Below are 20,505 nucleotides of genomic sequence, written 5' to 3'. Positions count from 1 at the left end.
TATCCATTGGCCGGTGTGGGTGTAGCCGCGGCGGGGGTGCCGTTCGGGATCGGTGCGCTGCCCGGAGCCGTGACGGCCGGAACTCCATTGGCCGGTGTGGGTGTAGCCGCGGCGGGGGTGCCGTTCGGGATCGGTGCGCTGCCCGGAGCCGTGACGGCCGGAACTCCATTGGCCGGTGCGGGTGTAGCCGCGGCAGGGGCGCCGTTCGGGATCGGTGCGCTACCGGGAGCCGTGACGGCCGGAGCCCCGGCGGCCGACGCGGCCGGAGCCGGGGGATGGTGCGGGATCGGGGCGCTCACCTGCGCCGCGACCGGGTTTCGGCTCACTTCCTCCTGGTAGGTGTCGATGTAGGTCTTCCATATCGTCGTGACGATGCCGGTGAGCTGGTTGAGAATCAGCGAGCCGTGCTCGAAGTCGGCGCGCAGGCCGTCGGAGACCAGGTGAGCGTTGCGCAGGGGGAGTCCGAGCGCACCCGTGTCGGCGCCGAGTTGCAGGAAGCGGTCCAGGATGGTGCCGAGCACCTCGACGACCTGTCCGTCCGCGGCGGTGTAGACGTAGCCGTTGGCGAACTTCGCGTACTGCCTGCCCTGCGCGGCGGGTAGCACGTCCGACCGCGCGGCGCCGAGCGGGCCGTTCGGTCCACCGGACTGCGACCAGTGCCTGGCGATGATGTTGTCCTGCACCATGTTCAGCAGCTTGGTGGTCAGCGCGGCGAGGCCCGCCACGTCGGATTCGCCGGGCGGGGCGACCTGGCTGTCGTGCGTGCTGGGGGCGCCCGGCGTACCGGCGGCGATGTCGCGGATCCGATCCATCAGCGCGTACGCGGCGTCGCCGGGGCAGGTGGTGTTGCCGACGTCGCGATGTGCGAAGACGACCGGCAACCGCACCGCCTCACCCTCGGCGTACGAGGTGAAGGAGGTGCCCTCGGAATACATCGTGGTGGAGCCTTTGGGATCGAGTCCGGCGACCTTGGCGCGCCAGCCGACGAAAGCGCCGATCGCCTGGATCGCCTGCTCTGTCGGTTGCTCGGACTCGTAGTTGCCCATCAGCGCGACGCCCGAGGTGTTCTCGTTGAACCCGCCCGCGTGCGCGCCCTGCACCGGGCGGTCGAGGCCGCCGAAGCGTCCCTCGAAGACCTGGCCGTACTTGTCGACGAGCGCGTTGTAGCCGATGTCGCACCAGCCCAACGTCTTCGCGTGATAGGTGTAGATCGCGCGGACGATGCCCGCCGACTCGGATTTGCTGTAGTCGTTGCGGCCCGCGGTGTGGTGCACCGTGACGCCGCCGAGATGGTCGTCGTAGGTCGGCTGGTCGCAGCGGATGGATTCGTCGGCGCCCCACTGGGCGCGGGTGATCACGCTCGGTCCGCCGCCGGGCAGCGCGGCGGCGACGCTGTGCAGGTCGCCGTCGGCGGTGGCCCGACCGGGATCGATCAGCACGGCGGTCAGGTCCGCGGACTGCTGGGCCGGGTCGTCGGAACGCGCGGCGGGGTGCGGAGCCGGGTCGCCCGGTCGCGACTGGTCGTCCGCGATGGGTCCGGGCTGCGCCACCGGCTGGATCGTCGGAGCTGCTTGCTTACGGGTGACCAGGACCTGCACGGCGTTCGTGTTGCCGACGTAGATCGGCTCCGTGCCGTCGGTCGAGCCGGGACCGGAGTGATCGGTGCGGTAGGTGTCCACCGCCTCGGTGTCGTACCAGGGCCCCCAGGTGCCGTCGGGCTGGCGGGCGCGGATCGTGGCCTTGGTGTCCGCCAGTCGGCGCGCGGTGAGTGCGACCATGCTGAACGGGGTGTCGCTGGAGAGTTCCTTCACCTGCGCCCCCACCTGGCTCATCAGTTCGGGGGTCACCGCACCGGGAGACAACGCGGGGGTGTCGGGAGTGGTGCCGGGCTGTAGCCGGGCCGGATCGGCGATGAAGCGCACACTGCTCGTTGGCGCCCCGGAAATCGGCTGACCAGCGGAAGTCGCGCTTTCGGACGTTTGACTCGGAGTGAATTCCGAACCGGAGGTTTGGACGGAATTCGAGCTGGGTAATCGCATTCCTTCCGGTGGCTGCGCGCCCGGTGGCAGCGGTCCGTCCGGAATCGGAATGCCCGGGGCGCTCTGCAGCATGCGCAGATCGGAAAGATGCAGATCAGGCAGGCTCAATCCGGTGAGTTCGCGCAGCGGTAACACGATATCGGGCGCGCGCGTGAGTGCGACCTCGGCGAGTTCGGCCGCGACGGCGGCCGGCTCGCTGTTGGTGGCGGTGCGGTAGTCGTTCGAATCGCTGAGCATGAGCGTGCCGAGCGCGGCAGCTACCGCGAGGGTGGTGACAACCGGTAGCACGTAGGAGCGTTTCGGTCTGCGGTACCGCACGAGCGTCTCCAATCAGGTCGTACCAGTGATCATGTGTGATTCAGGGTCACTTCCTGATGTATCAACAGTCACAATTGCCACATTTGTCACATGTCTAAACCTCTGGTTGAGGATTATGTGATTGCCTGAATGTAGCTCGATGATTGCTAGCGCGTCTGGAAAACGTGCGGAATAGGTGGATATCTACCGGATCTGTAGACCGCGGGAGTGAACGGATGCATCGTAATACGCGCATGCGGGGATCAGAAAAATGCAGGTAAAGGCGATATCTACGAGCCAGGAGCGAGTCCGGCGGCCGTATCGGCCGGTGATCAGCCGCCTGGTGCGCACTTCCCTGTTGCTCATCGGAGCCGGAGTGATCGCTGGAGCCCTCGCCGCGCTTCCGGCTCGGCCGGGCGAGGTGCCGTATCGCCCGCTGGCCGGACCCGGGCACGGCCGCGGCCTGAGCCAGGTCGGCGCGTACGAAAGCGCCCGAGCGGGGTGGGGAGCCGACCGCATCCTCGCGCACTACTACCCCGGTGCGACGCTCGGCACCGTCGCGCCTTCCCCCGTTCGGGTCCGCCTCACGGCACAGGACGGCTCCTCGCTCGACGCCTTCGCCGCCACCGGCCTGCGAGTGGCGGGCCGACAGGTGCCGCCCGGCCAGGCCGCGCACCTCACGCCGCTGCCCGATGGCGGCGCGAATGTGGTGGTGACGGTCGGCTGCGACGGTGAGGTGCTGTGGCAGGCGCCGACCGACGACCCCTGGATTCATCCCATCGACGCACGTCCGAATCGCCCTGTGGCGGAACATCTCACGGTGTGCGGTGGTCCGTCGTACCGCGGCGCACTCGGCGTCGCCCTCGAGGATGGCGCGGCACGCGCGATCAACCAGGTGGATGTCGAGGACTATCTCCTCGGCGTGGTCCCGGCCGAGGTGCTACCCAACTGGGCGGACAAGGGAGCGGTCGAGGCGTTGCGTGCCCAGGCGATCGCGGCCCGCTCGTATGCCCTTGCCGAGCAGCGTTATCCGTACGCGCAGACGTGCGACACGACGGCCTGCCAGGAGTATCCCGGTACCGCGCGGGAGGACCCGCGGACGGCGGCCGCCGTCGCGGCCACGGCGGGCGCGGTGCTGCTGCGCGAAGGCCGGATCCTGCGGACGGAGTACTCCGCCGCACCGGGCGGTGGGGAGCCGGCGGATATCAACACCATGGACGTCGGGCCGGCGCCCGGGGAGCTGCTCACCACCGCTCCGGCCGGCGATCCACGGACGCAGGCGGCGGTGCCCGAGTCGGCGGCGGAGGTCACCGAGTCGGCGATCGATGCCGAGTACCGCCGTATCGGCGGCGCGAACGGTTCCCTCGGTGCGCCGGTCGGACCGCAGATGATCCTGCCGCAGCGTGCGGGGATCTACCGGATGTACACCAACGGCATGATCGTCGTGACGCCCACGCTGGGCGCGCAGGTCGTGGACTACTCGCGCATGGTGCAGGCGGTGCCGGAAGCTGCCGGCGCGCAACAGGTTCCGGCTGGGACATCGCCTCGTGCCGCTTCCACGCCTGGCGGTGCGGCCCAGCCTGGACAGGCAGGCACCGCACCTGTCGGCGGACCGGCGCCAGTCATCGGGATGCAACCCTCAGCGGAGAAGTCTCGAATCGCGGAATCTCCGCCCGCATCCCCGCCTGCCGCGGCCGTGCCGTCCAGTTGATGCGACGCCGCTCCGGGTCTTGTCCCTCCGGCCCGGTCCGTGCGACTCGGCCCGTGTGCGCACGACCCGCGAGCAAAGCGTCGTTCGGGCGACGGGTCTCGTACCAGCTGTGTTTTCGGGTTGACTTTGACGTAACGTCAACTTGCAAGCTAGTTACACCGACGAGAGCACGAGGGAAGACGGGTCGTGGGCGGCAAGGAGTGGTCCATCCAGGATCTGGCGAAGGCGGCTGGTACCACCAGTCGCACGCTGCGCCATTACGGGCAGCTGGGGCTGTTGCCGCCCAGCCGGATCGGAGCCAACGGCTACCGGTACTACGACCAGCACTCCCTCGTGCGGTTGCAACGCATCCTGCTGCTGCGTGAACTCGGCCTCGGCCTTCCGGTCATCGCCGAAGTCCTTGCCGGAGAGCGGGAAACCGCCGCCGCGTTGCGTACGCACCTGGAACTGCTCCGGCAGGAACAGGATCGGATCCGGCGGCAGATCGAGTCGGTGCGAACCACGCTGCACAAGACGGAAAGAGGTGAACAACTCGTGGCAGCAGAAGTTTTCGACGGCTTCGACCACACGAAGTACAAGGACGAGGTGATCGAACGCTGGGGCAAGGACGCCTACGAGAGCGGTGACCGCTGGTGGCGCTCGATGTCCGACGCGGACAAGAAGAACTTCCAGCGAACCCATCTCGACATCGCCGCCGACTACGGCCGAGCGCACGCCGACGGACTCGCGCCCGACGCCGACGAGGTGCAGGCCATCGTCCAGCGCCACTACGAGTGGATCGGCATCGGCTGGCAGGGTCGTCCGGTGGTGCGGGAGGCGTTCGTCGATCTCGGCGAGATGTACGTCGCCGACCCGCGGTTCGCGGCGAACTACGACGTGCACGGCGCGGGCACCGCCGAGTTCGTGCGCGACGCGATGAAGGTCTACGCCGAGCAGCGGCTGTAGCGCACAACTCTCCGGCGGCCGGGACGCATGTGCGCGTACCGGCCGCCGGATCAACTTTCGTCGTCGCGTCCGAGCGCGTGCATCAATTGGTGCTCCGTGATCGGCGGCACCGGAAGCGGGTGGGCGGCCTCCGCGCGCAAGCCGTCGAGTATCAGACCGAGGTGGCGCCGCCAGGCTTCGGGCGCGATATGACTGGTCGCCTCGACGATTCTGGTGTGTGACCAGGTGATGAACGCGATGTCCTCGAGTACCCAGTCGGCGCGCAGCACGCCGGCCTCCTGCGCGCGGGTGATGATCCGGCGCATCAGGCCGTGACCGTATTCCTGGGCCTGCGCGATGGCGCGACTGGGTGCGGCCCGCACGGCGAGTTCGCTGAGCAGCCGGTCGGCGGCCTGTAACGCGCACACCTGCTCCACCAGGTAGACGAACGACTCCCACGGGTCATCGATGGCGAGCGCGTTCTCGGCGATACGGCTGCCCGCTTCGATCCGGTCCTCGACCGCGGCCGCGATGAGGTCGTCGCGGGTAGGGAAGCGGTTGTAGAGCGTGCCGATGGCCACCCCGGCGCGGGCGGCGATCTCTTTCAGCGGCGCGTCGAGACCGCGTTCCTCGAAGACGGCGCGTGCGGCGGTCACGAGCGCGTCCCGATTGCGCTGGGCATCGCTGCGTAACGGCTTGTCCACGGGCCGATCCTACAAATCGGGCAACACGCATATGTTGAGCATTGGTTCAACTTAATGCTACTGTCGGCCGCGTAACTTGAACCATGTCTCAACTTAATCAGGAGTGGCAATGTCCAAGACCATCGCGATCTTCGGGTGCGGACCCGGCCTCGGCGTCGGCACGGGACGCCGATTCGGGCGCGAAGGCTTCCGGGTGGCCGTCATCGGCCGGGATCCCGAAAAGGCGCGGCGGCACGCGGAGGAGTTGACGGCCGAAGGCATCGAGGCCGCGGCCTTTCCCGCGGATGTCATGGTTGGCGCGCAGGTCACGGGGGTGATCGAGAAGATCGAGGCGACGTTCGGGCCGATCGACGCGGCCATGCACGGCGCGGCGGGCAACATGAGCGATCGCATCCCCTCCACCCTGGCGGTGGACATCCCATCCCTCGATGCGCCCATCGCGCTGAAGCTGCACTCGCCGATCCTGGTGACGCGAGCGCTCGCGCCGAAGATGGTGGAGCGAGGCGAAGGCGCACTGCTGTTCTCCTCGGGTTCGTCCGAGCACTACGTGGCGCCCTATCTGGCCAACTTTGGCATCGCGCTGGCCGCGCAGCGCGGTTACCTGCGCCAGCTCGAGGTGGAATTGCGCGGTACCGGCGTCTACGTCGGCTTGCTCAACATCGGCGTGCTGATCGACGGCAGCAAAGCCGCGCAGATCATCGATGAGAATCCGGAAGTGATCCCGGCGGGCCTGGAGATCGTCCGTATGAGCGGCGACGAGCTCGGCGATCACTATTGGCGGCTGTACACCGAGCGGGACAAGGTGGAGCTCGACGTAGGTTTCCCGGTCTGACACCCGTCCCGAGAAGACCCCTCGAGCGCGCACCGGCTCCGGCGACCGGGAGCACCCGGAGCCGTGCGCGCTCATCGGGCCGCGGCAGTAAACAACCGGTCAGTTGCCAAAGAAGTCCATTTGGGCAAACACCCGGCGAAATGCTGAGGTCAGGGACGTGAAACCGGGTGCGGCGAGTGGTGTCGCCCAGCGCAGTTCCGACTCCACCCGGACGCGGCGGGGACTTCCGATACTCTGGGCTCCCGTGACCGTCGCATCGTCCCCGGGTACCTCCGTCCATTCCGCCTCACAGTTCGATCTGATCGTCGTCGGCTCCGGATTCTTCGGGCTGACCGTTGCCGAACGCGCCGCCTCCGTGCTGGGTAAACGGGTTCTGGTGATCGAACGGCGCCACCACATCGGTGGCAACGCCTACTCCGAGCCGGATCCGGAAACCGGGATCGAGATCCACAAGTACGGCGCGCACCTGTTCCACACGTCGAACAAGCGGGTGTGGGACTACGTCACCCAGTTCACCGAGTTCACCGGCTACCAGCACCGCGTCTTCGCGATGCACAAGGGACAGGCCTACCAGTTCCCGATGGGCCTCGGCCTGGTCTCCCAGTTCTTCGGCCGCTACTTCTCGCCGGAAGAGGCGCGCGCGCTGATCGCGGAGCAGGCCTCGGAGATCGAGACCAAGGACGCGCAGAACCTCGAGGAGAAGGCCATCTCGCTGATCGGCCGCCCGCTCTACGAGGCGTTCGTCCGCGACTACACCGCCAAGCAGTGGCAGACCGACCCGAAGGAACTGCCCGCGGGCAACATCACCCGCCTCCCGGTCCGCTACACCTTCGACAACCGCTACTTCAACGACACCTACGAGGGTCTGCCCCGCGAGGGCTACACGAAGTGGCTGGAGAACATGGCCGCCTCCGACCTGATCGAGGTGCGCCTGAACACCGACTGGTTCGAAGTGCGCGAGCAGTTGCGCGCCGAGAGCCCGGACGCGCCGGTCGTCTACACCGGCCCGCTGGACCGCTACTTCGACTACAGCGAAGGCGAGCTGGGCTGGCGCACCATCGATTTCGAGACCGAGGTGCTGCCGCTCGGCGACTTCCAGGGCACCTCGGTGATGAACTACAACGACGCGGACGTGCCCTACACCCGCATCATCGAGCCGCGCCACTTCCACCCCGAGCGCGAGTACCCCACCGACAAGACGGTGATCATGCGCGAGTACTCCCGGTTCGCGCAGACCGGCGACGAGCCGTACTACCCGATCAACACACCGGAGGACCGGGCGAAACTGCTGGCCTACCGGGAGTTGGCCAAGCAGGAGACCGCCACGGCGAAGGTCGTCTTCGGCGGCCGTCTCGGCACCTACCAGTACCTGGACATGCACATGGCGATCGGCAGCGCGCTGAGCACGTTCGACAACGTGCTGCACCCGCATCTGGCGGATGGTGCGCCGCTCGTGGACCAGGAGGCTTAGGAGCGGAATGACCTCCCAATCCATTCTGGAAGACATGACCACCGAGACCCGCGCCAAGTCGCTGTTGCAGCGCATCATCCTGCCCCGGCCGGGCGAGCCGCTCGACGTGCGCACGCTCTACGTCGAGGAGTCGCAGACCAACGCCAGGCGCGCGCACGCGACCACCCGCACGTCGCTGTCGATCGGCGCGGAGTCCGAGGTCTCCTTCTGCACCTACTTCAACGCGCTGCCCGCGAGCTACTGGCGGCGCTGGAGCATCCTGTCTTCGGTGGTGCTGCGGCTGGAACTGGCCGGTCACGGCCGGGTGGACGTGTACCGATCCAAGGCCGACGGCTCGCGAATCCACGTGCAGGGCAAGGAATTCGCGGTCGCGACCGGCGCCGACTCGGTGGTCGTCGAATTCGAGACCGACCTGGGCCCGTTCGAGGACGGTGGTTGGATCTGGTTCGACATCACCACCGACACGGCGGTCGCGCTGCTGTCGGGCGGCTGGTACGCGCCGATCGAGGCGCCCGGCGAGGGCAGCATCGCCGTCGGCATGCCCACCTTCAACCGGCCCACCGACGCGGTGAAGACCCTCGCGGCCCTCGGCTCCGACCCGCTGGTGCTGGAGAAGGTCGCGGCCGTCATCATCCCGGACCAGGGCACGAAGAAGGTCGTCGACGAGCCCGGCTTCGCGGAATCGGCTGCCGCGCTCGGGGATCGCCTGTCCATCCACGACCAGCCCAATCTCGGCGGGTCCGGCGGCTACAGCCGGGTCATGTACGAGGCGCTGAAGACCACCGACGCCGAGTACATCGTCTACATGGACGACGACATCGAGATCGAGCCGGACTCCATCCTGCGCGCGCTGGCCTTCGCCCGCTTCGCGAAGTCGCCGGTGCTGGTCGGCGGTCAGATGCTCAACCTGCAGGAGCGCTCGCACCTGCACGTCATGGGCGAAGTGGTCGATCGCGGCATCTTCATGTGGACCGCGGCGCCGAACGTCGAGTACGACCACGACTTCTCGAAGTATCCGCTCAAGGACCGGGACAACTCGAAGCTGTTGCACCGGCGCATCGACGTCGACTTCAACGGTTGGTGGACCTGTGTCATCCCGCGGCGCGTCGCCGAGGAGCTCGGCCAGCCGCTTCCGCTGTTCCTGAAGTGGGACGACGCGGAGTACGGCTTGCGCGCTCGCGCGGCCGGGTACCCGACCGTCACGCTGCCCGGCGCGGCGGTGTGGCACATGGCGTGGAGCGACAAGGACGACGCCATCGACTGGCAGGCGTACTTCCACTTGCGCAATCGCCTGGTCGTCGCCTCGCTGCACCTGCCGGGCAACGGGCGCGGCATGGTCGTCAACACGATCAAGGCGACGCTGAAGCATTTGCTGTGCCTGGAGTACTCGACGGTCGCGATCCAGAACCTCGCCATCCGCGACTTCCTCGCAGGCCCGGAACGGCTGTTCCAGCTACTGCCCAGCGCTCTGGGGGCGGTGCACGAGCTGCGCAAGCAGTACCCGGACGCGGTGATCCTGCCTTCGTCCACCGAACTGCCGCTGGCCAGCCACATCGGCGTCGGGGCGGTCGGTGAGCCGGCCAATCCGATCGCCAAGGTGGCGCGGCTGGCCAAGGGCGTGGTGCACAACTTCCGCTCCGCGCGCACCGAACACCACGAGACGCCCCAGCTGAACGTGCCGACGCTGGACGCGCGCTGGTTCCTGCTCTCGCAGGTCGACGGCGTCACCGTCACCACGGCCGACGGCCGCGGCGTCGTCTACCGCAAGCGCGACCCCCGCCAGGCGCTCGGCCTGTTCAAGGAGGCCATGCGCCTGCGCAAGGAGCTGGCCGCCCGTTTCCCGGAGATGCAGCAGCGCTACCGCGCCGCCCACCCGCAGCTGACCAGCACCGCGGCGTGGGAGAAGGTCTTCGGCATCGACACGAAGGATGAGCAGCAGTGAGTCTCGGAGCGAGCGCCGCCGACGACGCGGCGGTGCAGTCGCCGCTGCACAGCGCCAACGGTCACGGCGGCCCGGTGTCCGCGCACCCCGCGCAGGCCGGGCAGGCGCCGCCGGAGGTCGCGATCATCAACGCGGTGCAGGCCACCCTCGGCAGCAAGCCCGCCGTGGTGTCCGCCGCGCGTGGCCTGTCGCACTTCGGCGAGCACGCGCTCGGCTGGGTCGGCATCGCCGCCGCGGGCTGGCTGGTGGACAAGCCGCGGCGCAGACAGTGGGCCGGGGTCGCGGTCGGCGCGGTCGGCGCGCACGCGGCCTCGATCGTCATCAAGCGCGTCGTTCGCCGTCCGCGCCCCAACGATCCGTCGGTGCAGGTCAACGTGGGGACGCCGAGCAAACTCAGTTTCCCGTCCTCGCACGCGACCTCGACGACGGCAGCGGCCGTGTTGCTCGGCAGATTGACCGGGCTACCCTTGCCTGCGGTGCTCGTCCCCCCGATGCTGCTTTCGCGGGTGGTCCTCGGGGTGCACTACCCCACCGACGTGCTCGCCGGTTCCGCGCTCGGCGCCGCGTCCGCCGCCGCCCTGCTCGCCGCCGAAAAGAGACTCGACAGTGACCGCACAAGAAAGAGCCTTCGTTGACATGAGTGAAGAGCCGACCGGCGCCGACCTGGCCGAGGCGGTAGTCAAGGGCCCGCCCAAGACGCTGGCCGGCGGTCTGTTCAAGGCAGTCCGTCCGCGGCAGTGGGTCAAGAACGTATTGGTGCTCGCCGCGCCGCTGGCCGCGGGCACGGCGACCAACGTGGACGTGCTCGCGCACGTCGGCATCGCCTTCGTGGTGTTCTGCATGGCGGCATCGGGCATCTACCTGGTGAACGACGCGCTCGACGTGGAGGCCGACCGGGCGCATCCGACCAAGCGGTTCCGGCCGATCGCCGCGGGCGTCGTCCCGGTGAACCTGGCCTACCTGCTGTCGGCATTGCTGCTGGCCGGGTCGATCGCGGGCTCGTTCCTCGCCTCGTGGCATCTCGCCGTGGTGATGGCGGTCTACATCGGCATCCAGCTGGCCTACTGCTTCGGGCTCAAGCATCAAGCCGTGCTGGACATCTGCATCGTGTCCTCCGGCTTCCTGCTGCGCGCGGTCGCCGGTGGCGCGGCGGCCGACATCGAGCTGTCGCAGTGGTTCCTGTTGATCATGGCCTTCGGCTCGCTGTTCATGGCGGCGGGCAAGCGCTACGCGGAGCTGCAGATCGCGCTGGGCACCGGCGCCAAGATCCGCAAGTCGCTGGAGTACTACACGCCCACCTACCTGCGCTTCATCTGGACGCTGGCCGCGACGGCGGTGGTGGTGTTCTACGGGCTGTGGGCATTCCAGCAGGACGGCATCAAGGACACCAACTGGTTCGCGATCTCGATGGTCCCGTTTACCATCGCAATCCTGCGTTACGCGGTCGACGTCGATGGGGGCGAGGCCGGGGAGCCGGAAGAGATCGCGCTGGGGGACCGCGTCCTGCAGTTCCTCGCAATCGCCTGGATCGGAGCGGTAGGTGTCGCTGTCTATCTCACCTGACGAGATGCTGGTGGCGGAGCGAACGGAATACGCGGCGGAGCGGTCGGCCGATGAGTCGTCCGGCTCCGCGTCGCGGTTCGCGCGTCTGTCCAAAGCCACGTTCGTCGGTGGGATCACGCTCACCGTTGTTCTTTTCGCGGTCGGGGGCTGGCAGCGGCGGTGGATCGCCGACGACGGTCTCATCGTGTTGCGCACGGTGCGCAACCTGCTGGCGGGCAACGGCCCCGTCTTCAACGAGGGCGAGCGCGTCGAAACCAACACCAGCACCGCGTGGACCTACCTGGTCTGGTTCTTCAGCTGGCTGACCCAGGCACGGCTCGAGTACGTGGTGCTCGGCGTCGCGCTCACCGTCTCGCTGGCCGCGGTCGTGTTCGCCATGCTCGGTTCGGCGCGCCTGTGGGGCGGGACCCCCACCGGGCTGTTGCTGCCCGCGGGCGTGCTGGTCTACATCGCACTGCCCCCGGCCCGCGACTACGCCACCTCGGGTCTGGAAAGCGGCTTGGTGATCTGCTGGATCGGCCTGCTGTGGTGGCAGCTGATGCGCTGGAGCCAGGCCAAGTCGGTGCGCCTGCCGGGCCTGCTCGGACTGGTCTTCCTCGCGGGGCTGGCCCCGCTGATCCGTCCCGAGATGACCTTGGTCGGCGCGCTCGCGCTGCTGATGATCTTCTGCGCGCCCATGCCCGAGAGCAGGCTGCGACCGATCGTGCTGCGCGCGGTGATCGTCGCGGTGGCCGGACTGGTGCCGCTGGGCTACCAGATCTGGCGGATGGGCTACTACGGCCTGCCCTACCCGAACACCGCCGTCGCGAAGGACGCGGGCGGCGCCAAGTGGGGGCAGGGCTTCACCTACCTCTGGGACCTCGTCGGTCCGTACTTCCTGTGGGCGCCGCTGCTGGTATTGCTGATCGCCGGTGTGCTCGCCGCTCGCACGGGTGCGACTCGGAACGCGCGTGCCGGAAACGAAGACGTGCGTGGCTGGTCGATCGGCCGGATCCGGGAGTGGTTGCGCTCGCCGGGCGCGGTGGTCGCTTTGGTTCTGGCCAGCGGGTTCCTCCTGACCATTTACGCGCTTCGGGTCGGTGGCGACTTCATGCACGGCCGAATGCTCTTGCCCCAGCTGTTCCTGTTCCTGCTCCCGGTCGCGGTCATTCCGATCCGGGCGCCGCAGGGCGGTGTGCGCGCGGCCACGGCCGCCGACTGGTCCTACGCGGCGCTGGCCGTGGCATTCGTCGGCGTCGTGGGGTGGGCGCTGTTCGCGGCCGACACCACCGCGATCAAGACCGGCACCAAGATCACTTCGACCGGCATCGTCGACGAGCGCGTCTACTACGTGCTCAACACCGGGCACGACCACCCGATCCTGGCCGAGGACTACTTGGACTACCCGCGCATCCGCGCGATGGTCGACGACATCACCGCCACTCCGAACGGCGGTCTGCTGCTCAATTCGCCGTCGTTCATGTTCTGGTACATCGCTCCGCCGCCCCAGCCGATTCCGGAGGGTGGCGCCGGGCACACGGTCTACTTCCTGAATCTCGGCATGACCAGCATGAACGTTCCGCTGGACGTGTCCGTGATCGATCCGATGGGCCTGGCCTACCCGCTGGCCGCGCACACCGACCGGCTCACCGACGGCCGGATCGGCCACGACAAGAGCCTGTACCCGGACTGGGTCGTCGTCGACACCGGCATGGTGGACAAGAAACCGTGGATGCCCTGGTACCTGGACGAGAAGTGGGTCGCCCAGGCGCGCACCGCGATGTCCTGCCCGGACACCCAGGCGCTGTTGATCTCCTACCGCGATCCGCTCACCTTCGAGCGTTTCCGGCACAACCTGCGCAACGCGTTGCGGTTCGCGAAGTACCGCATCGATCGCGTCCCGAAGTACGAGATCCAGCGGTGCGGACTGGTCGATCCCTTCCCGCAACCGGTCGCGCCGCGCTGATCCCGTGAATCACATTGGGCCCATCGGGCACGGTGGGCCCAATGGTCCCATTTTGCGAGGTAGATAAAGTGGCGTACGCCGCTTTATCTCTTTTTGGTAACGCCACCGTGTCGATACCGATATACGCTACGACCGTATGCCCGGCCTGGCGTCCACCGGTCGTGGGCATCGACGGGTTACCGTGTGGACGGCTTGCCGCTGTCGCTGTGCAAACGAAAGGTTGAAACTGATGCGAGGCGTGATCGGGCGTCGTCTGAATTCTCGAAGAGCGGGTTCCTGGCTCAAGCGGTCCATGCTGGTTTCGCTGGCAGTTCTGCTACCGCTCGGGGTGTCGGTGGCAGGCCCTGCCGCCCCGGCGTCCGCCGCGTTCAATCCGGATGGCATGGATTTCTGGGTCGACTCCGAAATGGGGCCGATCAAGTCGCGCATCTTCCGCGCCGCCGATGGCAACACCGGCCGCGTGGTGTACGCGCTGGACGGCATGCGGGCGCGCACCGACCTGAGCGGCTGGGAGATCGATACCGAGGTCGCACGCGAGCTGACCAAGTGGAACATCAACGTGGTCATGCCGGTCGGCGGCCAGTCCAGCTTCTACGCCGACTGGAACGGCCCGAGCGATTTCTTCGGCCTCGGCAGCGCGGGCTCGTCCTCCACCGGCTCGGCGAACTCCGGCTCCGGCCTGCTGACGGGTTCCGCGGGCGGACCGGGCAAGTCCAGCACTTACAAGTGGGAAACCTTCCTCACCAACAACCTTCGCTGGGCGCTGCGCGACCGCCTCGGGTTCAACCCGAACGGCAACGGCATCTTCGGTCTTTCCATGGGCGGCAGCGCCGCGCTCACTCTCGCGGCCTACCACCCCGACCAGTTCCGTTACGCCGGTTCGTACTCCGGGTACCTGAACATCTCAGCGCCGGGTATGCGTGAGGCGCTGCGCGTGGCGATGCTGGACGCAGGCGGCTACAACATCGACGCGATGGCGCCGCCGTGGGGTCCGCAGTGGCTGCGGATGGACCCGTTCGTGTTCGCGCCGCGGCTGAAGGCGAACAACACTCGCTTGTGGGTCTCCGCCGGTAGCGGTCTGCCCAGCGGGGCGGACGGCATCAGCTTCAACACGCTCAACGCGATGGGTCTGGAAACGCTGGCCCTGGCCAACACCCGCGCGTTCCAGGTCCGCATGCTCACCCTGGGCGCGAACAATGTCACCTACGACTTCCCGGCCGTGGGTGTGCACAACTGGAACTACTGGGCCGATGAGGTCTATCGGATGATCCCGGATCTGTCCGCGAACATCGGGTAGTAGCCCGGCCATAGCGAGGAAAGGCCGTTTCGCGCCATCGGCGCGGAGCGGCCTTTCGGCGTTTACCCGGTCGTCCGCGGGTACTTCGGCAACGAATATGAAGAGAAAACGGCTTCGGTAGTTGTGGTCTGGATCACCATCCAGCAACATGAAGGCATTCGTTTCCAATTGATACCCGAACAGCATGCATCAAGGTCGATTCGTCCGGTTTCTTGGTGGGCGTCGCGTCTTGGTGTCCGATGAGGGAGCGGTTGTGATTGCCAATAGTTTGCCAAACCGGGCCGCCTGAAGGAAAGGTCGATGTGATGCGTAGTGCGCGCGGGAAGCGCTGGCCCCAGAGGTCCCGAGTAGCCGGTTCATGGTTGCGACGGTCCGCCCTCGGCATCGCCGCGGCGATGCTGCTGCCGCTCGGGGCGACCATCGCGGGTCCGGGCGCCACGGCCTCGGCGGCGTTCGACCCCGCGGCCTTCGATTTCTGGGTCGATTCCGGCATGGGGCCGATCAAGACCCGGATCCTGCGTGCCGCCGACGGCAACACCAATCGCGTCGTCTACGTGCTGGACGGCATGCGGGCGCCGGAGACGCTGAACGGCTGGGAGATCGAGACCAACATCCCGCAAGTCCTGGCGAGCCAGAACATCAACGTGGTCATGCCGGTCGGTGGCATGTCGAGCTTCTACGCCGACTGGATCGCGCCCAGCGAGTTCTTCGGCATCCCGGCAGGCGCGGGCTCCAGCACCGGTTCCGGCGGGCTGGACGGGTTCGCGGGCGGGCCCGGCAAGAGCTACCGGTATCAGTGGGAGACCTTCCTGACCAACAACCTGCGCTGGGCGCTGCGCGATCGCCTGGGGTTCAACCCCAACCGCAACGGCGCCTTCGGCTTGTCGATGGGCGGTAGCGCGGCGCTCACCCTGGCGGCCTACCACCCGGACCAGTTCAGCTTCGCGGGCTCGTTCTCCGGCTATTTGAACAACTCGGCGCCGGGTATGCGGGAGGCGATCCGCGCCGCCATGCTGGACGCGGGCGGCTACAACGTCGACGCGATGGCGCCGCCGTGGAGCCCGCAGTGGCTGCGGATGGACCCTTTCGTGTTCGCGCCCAACCTGATCCGCAACGGCACCCGCCTGTGGATCGCCGCGGCGAGCGGACTGCCCTCGGCCGGCGACCCGCCGAGCTTCGGCACCCTCACCGGCATGGGGCTGGAGAGCCTGGCGCTGGCGAACACTCGCGCGTTCCAGGTCCGGATGGCGACCTTGGGTGGCGGCAATGCCGTCTACTCCTTCCCGCCGTACGGTATTCACGCCTGGAACAACTGGGCTGATGAGGCCATGCGAATGATCCCGGATATGTCGGCGAACATCGGCTGAATCTTTTGGCGGCGCCCGCGGCGCCGCGTGTTCGCGGCCCTCTATGGCTCGCGTCAGAGCGGACGAGACTCGCGCCTGCGGCGCATGCGCTTCGTCCACTCTGACGCGAGCCGGGCCGCGAACGGCGCTCGTAAGACTCGCACCCGAGTGGGTTCAGTGCGTGGGGAACTTGCGCTTTCTGGTGTGCGGCGGGATTGGCGGGGCATTTGTCTGCGGTTTGTGCAGTTGGCTTCCTGGCCGTGGGGGCTGCGTAGTGGTCGTTTTGAACAGGGAGGGGTTCTCGGGGCCGCCAGCTCGAGGGAGTGGGGGTAGGTATTAGGGGGTGTGGGGGGCGCTGCGGGGAAGCCCGAGCATTCCACCCGATGTTTGCTGCATGATCGCTGTTGTGTGGTCATCGGTGCTCGGTGCTGTTTGCCCGAAGTCGCCTACGTGGCTATCACGGCAGATCTCGGTTCCGATCACGGTTCGGTCACTGGTCCGGGTGGACTCGGCCCCGTCGCTGGAAGGTGCCGGGGGCTTGGGGCGAGGCCGCTGGAGGTGTCGGGATTGCGAAGATCTCGGGTCGGTGACAGTTCCCGCCAGGAGCGCGAATATCTTGCGTTCCAACACGACATCACCGCGAGAACGCGATAAGGTCACCGCATCATTACCTTGCGTGAACGGATGGATTTCGGCCAGTGGAAAGACCCCGGATCTTGCTAAAGCGAGGGGCGTCGAATATCGTCCAGCGAGCGCAAGTGTGACCAGATCGTTGTAGCGCCGTCATGGGGATCGGATTGTCGGGACCATGTCCGTGACGCGCGTCTCGTTGGCAACACGGGTGCCGCTTCGCCCCTCGGGCGGCGAGTGGCACCACAACAGCAGAAAGAGAGCAGGATTCATGCGTTTCGGCAGGGCGGCCGCGCCGAAGAGAACACAGTCGGGACGGCGAGGCGCGGCTCGCGGTTGGCGTAATCGAATTCTGGCTGTCGGTGCCGCCGCGCTGGCGCTACCGATCGCCGCAGGCCTGGCAACCCCGACTTTCGCCGCAGCGGCGCCGTCGGTGCACACGCCGGTGTTTCGGGCGCCCGCGGGTGGCTTCGAGGACCTGATGGTCCCGTCCAGCATGGGCCCGATCAAGGTGCAGGTGCAGTGGGCCGCACGCGGCGGCAACGCGGCGCTGTACCTGCTCGACGGTCTGCGCGCCCGCGACGACCGCAACGCCTGGACGTTCGAGACCAACGCGCTGCAGCAGTTCGGCAACGACAACATCACCCTGGTGATGCCGGTCGGCGGCCAGTCCAGCTTCTACACCGACTGGTACGCGCCGTCGAACACCAACGGCCAGAAGACCACCTACAAGTGGGAGACCTTCCTCACCAAGGAACTGCCCGCCTTCCTGGAGGGCTACGGCGTCTCGCGCACCAACAACGCGGTTGTCGGCCTGTCCATGGGCGGTAGCGCGGCGCTGGCGCTCGCGGCCTACCACCGCGACCAGTTCAAGTTCGCCGCCTCCTACTCGGGCTACCTGAACATCTCCGCGCCGGGTATGCGTGAGGCGATCCGCATCGCGATGTTGGACGCGGGCCGCTACAACGTCGACGCGATGGCCGCGCCGTGGAGCTCGCAGTGGCTGCGGATGGACCCGTTCGTCTTCGCGCCGCAGCTGCGCGGCCTGCCGATGTACATCTCGGCCGCCAGCGGCCTGCCGGGTCAGTACGACCAGCCGAACTCGGCGGTCGGCGTGTTCAACACCGGCAACGGGATGGCGCTGGAGGCCCTGTCGCTGGTGAACACCCGCGCGTTCCAGGCCCGCCTGAACTCGCTGGGTATCCCGGCCCGGTTCGACTTCCCGGCCGCGGGCACCCACTCCTGGAAGTACTGGGAGGGCGAGCTGTTCGCCTCGCGCAACATGATCCTGGACGCCACCGGCGCCTGGTGATCTGATCCACCTCGTCGCATTCAGGCCGCACCGATTCGGTGCGGCCTGAATTGCGTTCGGGGGCAGCCATGATCGCGTGACAGCGAACATTGTTTGCTGTGCAGCGCGTGTCTCCCGTAAACGTCGCTATAACGGGAGTACAAAGCTTTTGTGGCAGGGATTACGCGCGGTAGCTGTGGCATACGCGGGCGTCTCGTCGCGCGTTCGGCACGCGAGCGGCTCATGCTGCTCGCCGCCACGATGGTGGTCCCGCTAGCCGCGAGCGTGTCGGTCGAGGCTCCCGCCGTCGCGGAGCCCACGGCGGCCGTGGCCGCGCCCGCGCTGGAGAAGGTCCAGTGGCTCAGCGACCGTCGCGTCGCGCTGTGGGTGACCTCGCCGTCCATGGGGGTGCCGATCCAGGTCCAGCTGCTGCTGGCCAGAGACTGGAACGCCCACCCGGAGGCCAGATTCCCCGTCCTGTTCCTGCTCGACGGTCTGCGCGCGACCGACGACGAGAGCGGCTGGACGAAGGAGGCGGGGGCGGTCGATTTCTTCGCCGACAAGAACGTCACCGTGGTGCTGCCGGTGGGTGGGCAGGCCAGCTTCTACGCCGACTGGCTCCAGCCGGACAACGGCCGTACCTACAAGTGGGAGACTTTTCTCACCAAGGAGCTTCCGCCGCTGCTGGAGAGTCATTGGCGTGCGACACCGGTGCGGGGCGTGGAAGGCCTCTCGATGGGCGGCACGGCCGCGATGTTCCTCGCCGCCCGCAATCCGGGCTTCGTACGGCACGCCGCGTCGTATTCGGGCTTCCTGACCACGACGACGCTGGGCATGCCGCAGGCCATCGAGTTCGCCATGCGGGATGCGGGCGGCTTCGACTCCGCCGCCATGTGGGGCAGGCAGACGGACCCGGAGTGGGAGGCGCACGACCCGTACGTGCTGGCCGACAAGCTGCGAGGAGTCAGTCTCTACGTCTCCAGCGGCAGCGGCGCGATCGGTCCTTACGACCACGCGCTCGGCATTCCCGGGGTGAGCACCAACATCGCGGGCATGGGATTGGAGATCCTCTCCCGGCTCACGTCGCAGAACTTCGTGACCAAGCTGTCCAAGCTGGCGATTCCCGCGCAGGTGAACTATCGCCCGTCCGGCACCCATTCCTGGCCGTACTGGGACTTCGAGATGCGTCAGTCCTGGACCCAGGCCGCGTCCGCGCTCGGCGTCGATCAGGGCAAGCCCGCCTGTCAGCCGGGCGGCGCGATCGGCCCGGTAGCAGCCGCGGCGGGCTGGCTCGGTGACTGCCTCACCGGGGAGTACGCCGTGGCAGGAGGCACCGCGCAGGACTTCAAGGGCGGCCGGGTGTTCTTCACGCCGGACAGTGGCGCTCACCCGGTCGGCGGCGTATTCGGGCCCGGTTACCAGGCGGCGGGAGGACCTACCGGACCGCTCGGGCTGCCGACGGACGAGGAACGCGCACTGGAAGACGGCCGCGGCCGGTTCCAGGCATTCCAGCACGGCGCGCTCTACTGGATGCCGCAGCTCGGCGCTCAAATGGTGCGTGGCGCGATCTTCGACGAGTGGGGCAAGCAGGGGTTCGAACGTGGTCCCGCCGGTTACCCGACAGCGCCGGAGGCCAAGACACCGAGTCGCGACGGCGCCGTGCAAGCCTTCGAGAACGGTCCGTTCTACTACAGCCAGGCCACCGGCGTGCACCGCGTCCAGGGCCTGATCCTCGGCAAGTACGCCCAGCTGGGCTTCGAGAACAGTCCGCTCGGCTTCCCGGTCGCCGAAGAGCAGACGGTGAAGGACGCGGGCCGCTTCAGCCGATTCGAAGGCGGGGCCATCTACTGGAGCCCGGTGTCCGGCGCTTGGGCCGTCCGCAACGGCCCGATACTGGACGCTTGGCGCGACGCAGGCTACGAGAACGGCAAACTCGGCTTCCCCACCGGCGACGAGTTCCCCATCTCGGACGGCGTGCAGCAGAACTTCCAGGGAGGTTTCATCACGCTGCGCGACGGCAAACCGGAACTGCACGCTCTTTGAGTGCGACCGGTGCACGGCAGCCCGCGCGCTCTCACCCGACCTGCCCGACCCGCGCCACGTGTTAGCGGATGCGCCTGGGTGAGGTCGTGCGCGGCTTCCGGATCGACCGCACGAATGGGTTGCCGGTCCCCGGCTCGGTTAGCGCAGCGCGCACAGTGTTCGCTCCGCTGTCGTCGGCGGATGGACCATCACCCGCCTTGCGACCTGTGTCGGCCGCATCGGCAGCTGCCGCGAGTGCGCCACCTGGTTCGGTTCGGCCGGTTCGGCGGCTACGGCGTCGCCCGCCCGGCCAGATGGAAGTTGTGCGTCGGGCCTTGGCCTAGTGCCTGGAAGCATGCATCGGATGGTGAGCTGACATGTATACGAGCACGTCGGCGTAGCTCCCGGTTTCGAGCGAAGCGAGACCGAGCATGCGCCGTTCGCGGCCCGGCTCGCGTCCGAGTGACCGCCGCGTTCGCGACGCAGTCGCC

14 protein-coding genes are annotated in these 20,505 nt (G+C 67.7%); 12 read left to right on the top strand and 2 right to left on the bottom strand.

Translation table 11 applies throughout. The features are described from left to right. A partial coding sequence (locus tag ACWEO7_RS34485; protein ID WP_452429479.1) for an N-acetylmuramoyl-L-alanine amidase occupies positions 1-2,357 on the bottom strand: 2,357 nt, incomplete at its 3' end. Between the two features lie 250 nt (positions 2,358-2,607). Here ACWEO7_RS34485 and ACWEO7_RS34480 point away from each other — a divergent pair. Then, entirely contained in the window at positions 2,608-4,047 is a 1,440-nt protein-coding gene (locus ACWEO7_RS34480) for a SpoIID/LytB domain-containing protein (protein ID WP_452429477.1), read from the top strand. A 186-nt stretch (positions 4,048-4,233) separates the two neighbouring features. Then, positions 4,234-4,992: a MerR family transcriptional regulator gene (locus ACWEO7_RS34475; protein ID WP_452429475.1), complete on the top strand. Its 759-nt coding sequence runs from the start codon at positions 4,234-4,236 to the stop codon at positions 4,990-4,992. A gap of 50 nt (positions 4,993-5,042) precedes the next feature. Here ACWEO7_RS34475 and ACWEO7_RS34470 read toward each other — a convergent pair whose 3' ends face one another. Beyond that, positions 5,043-5,675, bottom strand: a complete 633-nt coding sequence (locus tag ACWEO7_RS34470) for a TetR/AcrR family transcriptional regulator (RefSeq protein ID WP_452429473.1) — start codon at positions 5,673-5,675, stop codon at positions 5,043-5,045. A gap of 109 nt (positions 5,676-5,784) precedes the next feature. Here ACWEO7_RS34470 and ACWEO7_RS34465 point away from each other — a divergent pair, with 109 nt between their 5' ends. From ACWEO7_RS34465 to ACWEO7_RS34420, 10 genes are all read left to right on the top strand, one after another. After that, on the top strand, positions 5,785-6,507 hold the full coding sequence (locus ACWEO7_RS34465; protein WP_452429471.1) for an SDR family NAD(P)-dependent oxidoreductase: 723 nt from the start codon (positions 5,785-5,787) through the stop codon (positions 6,505-6,507). A 244-nt stretch (positions 6,508-6,751) separates the two neighbouring features. Further along, positions 6,752-7,978, top strand: coding sequence for a UDP-galactopyranose mutase (gene glf, locus ACWEO7_RS34460; protein ID WP_356963340.1), 1,227 nt, complete (start codon positions 6,752-6,754; stop codon positions 7,976-7,978). 7 nt (positions 7,979-7,985) lie between these two features. Beyond that, a complete protein-coding gene (locus ACWEO7_RS34455; protein WP_452429469.1) occupies positions 7,986-9,920 on the top strand; it encodes a glycosyltransferase in 1,935 nt (644 codons plus the stop codon). Between the two features lie 74 nt (positions 9,921-9,994). Beyond that, entirely contained in the window at positions 9,995-10,555 is a 561-nt protein-coding gene (locus ACWEO7_RS34450; RefSeq protein ID WP_452429484.1) for a phosphatase PAP2 family protein, read from the top strand. Position 10,556: 1 nt separating this feature from the next. After that, on the top strand, positions 10,557-11,483 hold the full coding sequence (locus ACWEO7_RS34445) for a decaprenyl-phosphate phosphoribosyltransferase (RefSeq protein WP_450016902.1): 927 nt from the start codon (positions 10,557-10,559) through the stop codon (positions 11,481-11,483). Positions 11,484-11,487: 4 nt separating this feature from the next. Next, positions 11,488-13,428: a flagellar motor control protein ZomB gene (gene zomB, locus ACWEO7_RS34440; RefSeq protein ID WP_452429482.1), complete on the top strand. Its 1,941-nt coding sequence runs from the start codon at positions 11,488-11,490 to the stop codon at positions 13,426-13,428. A gap of 229 nt (positions 13,429-13,657) precedes the next feature. Beyond that, entirely contained in the window at positions 13,658-14,725 is a 1,068-nt protein-coding gene (locus ACWEO7_RS34435) for an alpha/beta hydrolase (RefSeq protein WP_452429467.1), read from the top strand. A gap of 305 nt (positions 14,726-15,030) precedes the next feature. Continuing rightward, positions 15,031-16,092 (top strand): alpha/beta hydrolase, encoded by a 1,062-nt coding sequence (locus ACWEO7_RS34430; protein ID WP_452429465.1) that lies wholly within the window; start codon positions 15,031-15,033, stop codon positions 16,090-16,092. 880 nt (positions 16,093-16,972) lie between these two features. Then, positions 16,973-18,013, top strand: a complete 1,041-nt coding sequence (locus tag ACWEO7_RS34425; RefSeq protein ID WP_452429463.1) for an alpha/beta hydrolase — start codon at positions 16,973-16,975, stop codon at positions 18,011-18,013. Positions 18,014-18,235: 222 nt separating this feature from the next. Further along, positions 18,236-20,035, top strand: a complete 1,800-nt coding sequence (locus tag ACWEO7_RS34420; protein ID WP_452429480.1) for an alpha/beta hydrolase-fold protein — start codon at positions 18,236-18,238, stop codon at positions 20,033-20,035. Positions 20,036-20,505 lie beyond the last annotated feature (470 nt).

The organism is Nocardia sp. NPDC004260, assembly GCF_053603155.1.
This window is presented reverse-complemented; position numbering and strand designations above follow the sequence as displayed.